This is a genomic window from uncultured Thiodictyon sp., from assembly GCF_903828115.1.
Lineage (GTDB): Bacteria > Pseudomonadota > Gammaproteobacteria > Chromatiales > Chromatiaceae > Thiodictyon.
This window is the reverse complement of record NZ_CAIKKU010000687.1, coordinates 1-2,087: the sequence shown is the minus strand read 5'-3', so window position 1 is coordinate 2,087 and position 2,087 is coordinate 1. Positions and strand designations below refer to the sequence as shown.

General features: G+C 63.9%; 4 protein-coding genes. 2 read left to right on the top strand and 2 right to left on the bottom strand.

What is annotated here, in order from left to right:
* Window positions 1–201, bottom strand: a 201-nt coding sequence (locus QZY48_RS25985; protein WP_295436424.1) for a hypothetical protein, incomplete at its 3' end; no start/stop codon positions are given.
* Between the two features lie 28 nt (window positions 202–229).
* On the opposite strand from QZY48_RS25985, the gene QZY48_RS25980 reads away from it, so the two are divergent.
* Complete coding sequence (locus tag QZY48_RS25980) at window positions 230–1,030, top strand: transposase domain-containing protein (protein ID WP_295436423.1); 801 nt, start codon at window positions 230–232, stop codon at window positions 1,028–1,030.
* The gene (locus QZY48_RS25975) at window positions 1,021–1,584 is read left to right on the top strand and encodes a hypothetical protein (protein ID WP_295436422.1); all 564 of its coding nucleotides are present in this window, start codon (window positions 1,021–1,023) and stop codon (window positions 1,582–1,584) included. The genes QZY48_RS25980 and QZY48_RS25975 overlap by 10 nt, the downstream gene beginning before the upstream one ends.
* A gap of 84 nt (window positions 1,585–1,668) precedes the next feature.
* On the opposite strand, the gene QZY48_RS25970 is transcribed toward QZY48_RS25975, so the two are convergent.
* On the bottom strand, window positions 1,669–1,866 hold the full coding sequence (locus tag QZY48_RS25970; RefSeq protein ID WP_295436421.1) for a hypothetical protein: 198 nt from the start codon (window positions 1,864–1,866) through the stop codon (window positions 1,669–1,671).
* Between the last annotated feature and the right edge of the window lie 221 nt (window positions 1,867–2,087).

Below are 2,087 nucleotides of genomic sequence, written 5' to 3'. Positions count from 1 at the left end.
CGCTCCGCCAACCAGCGGCAGGGATTGCTGCGGGACGATCAGCGCCGCCGTTTCCAGCCGCTCGAAGCCCATGTTCTGCACCATGCGATCCTTGAGCGTGGCGGCGGCCTGCGCGAAATTCTCCGCGACGATATGGGCGTAAGCCCAATACCGTTCAATGCGCTTGCCGAATCCGTGGCCAAGTGTCAGGCTAGATTGCATAAAATCCTAACCTGATCAAGGGGCTACAGTGATCGATCTGCACCATGAGGCAGCGGCATTAGCCGCATGGCCAACGGACGAACGCCTGCGGGCGCTGCAACGCATCATCCCGCGCGCCCGGGTCGATGACGCCCTGGCGCAGACCGGTCGCGATCGCACCCCCTGTCGGCGCCTACCGGGGTGGTTCATGGTGTGGTTCATGATCGCCCTTGGGTTGTTTTCTCGCGATGCCTATCGCCAGATTTTTCGCGGGTTGCAGGTCTTTCGCCCAGGCGGCATCCCGGGGCGCTCGACGCGGTGCGAGGCACGCCAGCGGTTGGGGGTAGCGCCGCTGCGCGCGCTGGCCTCGCAGGTCGTGGCGTTGCTCGGTCGCCCCGAGACGCCCGGCGCCTTCTACCGCGGCATGCGCACGATGGCCGTCGATGGCTTTGTGCTGAAGGTGGCCGATACCCCGGCCAACGAGCGCGCCTTCGGGCGTCCCGGCAGTGGCCGCGCGCCCGGCGCCTTTCCGCAGGTGCGGGTGTTGGCCCGGTGCGAGACCGGTAGCCATGTCCTGTGGAAATGGCTGAGCAAGTCGTTGCGCGCGGCGGAAATCACCATGGTGCCATTCCTGCTGCGCTTCCTGCAGCCCGACATGCTGCGGTGGTGGGATCGGCATTTTCTGACCTTCGCCACGGTCAGCGCCGCCAAGCCCATCTGCTCGCACGCCTCACCTCCAATCGCGTCTTCACCCCGCTCCAACACGTGCCCGATGGCTCGTACCTGGCCAAGCGGTATCCCTGCGCCGCCGCTCGGCGACGCGATCGCAACGGCCTGTTGGTGCGCCTGATCGAAGACACGCTCGATGACCCGCAGCGTCCCGGCAAGGAGGAGCGTCATCGGTTGCTGACCACTCTGCTTGATGCCGAATTGGACCCGGCCCTGACCTTGGTGTGCCTGTACCCTGAGCGCTGGGAAGAAGAACTGACCTTTGACGAACGCAAGACCCATCAGCGCGAACGCCCGGTGCTGCGCCGCCAGACCCCCGCCGGGGTCGTGCAAGAGGTCGATGCGTCGATGCTCGCGCATGATTTGGTGCGCGTGCTGATGCAGGAGGCGGCCGCCACGCAGCAGATCGACCCGCAACGCGTGTCTTTTACCGGTGCACTCAAGATTCTGCGCTGCCGTTTGCCTGAGTGCCCCACGCGGCCGCGCCAGATTCGGCAGTGGTATCGGCGCCTCGTGCAGGAAGTCGCCGAGGAAATCCTCCCGCCGCGCCGTCACCGGATCAATCCCCGCGTCATCAAACAAAAGATGAGCAAATGGCCCAAGAAGCGTGCGCACCACCGACATCCTCCTCAGCCGACCAAACCCTTCGAGGAGAGCATTGTGCTGTGCCATTGAACGGTATTGAGGTTAAACCACGTCTGGCATGGCATGCGTCGTTTGTGTCCCCCCTCATCCCCCGCGGGGGAGAAGGGTATGAAATCAGGGACCGATTCGTCGGCATCGTGGCGATAACCGAGCAGGTTCTGCCCGCAGCAGCATCTGCTGGGGCATGTTGGGCATCGCCGCCTTGAGCTGACGCAGGCGCTTCCTGGTATCCTCGCCCAGATTGGCATAGACAATACCCATGCCGATGACCATCAGGCGCAGACTTTCGATGAATAAGGGGCTTTCGTTCATTGCAATCCTCCGGTTGAAGCCTTTCCCTTCAGGGGGATAATGCGCTCGGGAGAGGAGCGACCTCTGCCCCGCAGTGTCGCCCGGTTCAACCGGGCGCGGATTGAAACATGCTCAAGGCTCCATCGGGACAGCCAATCGGCACGGATACCGGACGCGCGAGCGTCACCATGACGAGCGCAATCGGCAAGGTTTGGCGACGTCATCGGATGGCCTTGGTCCTG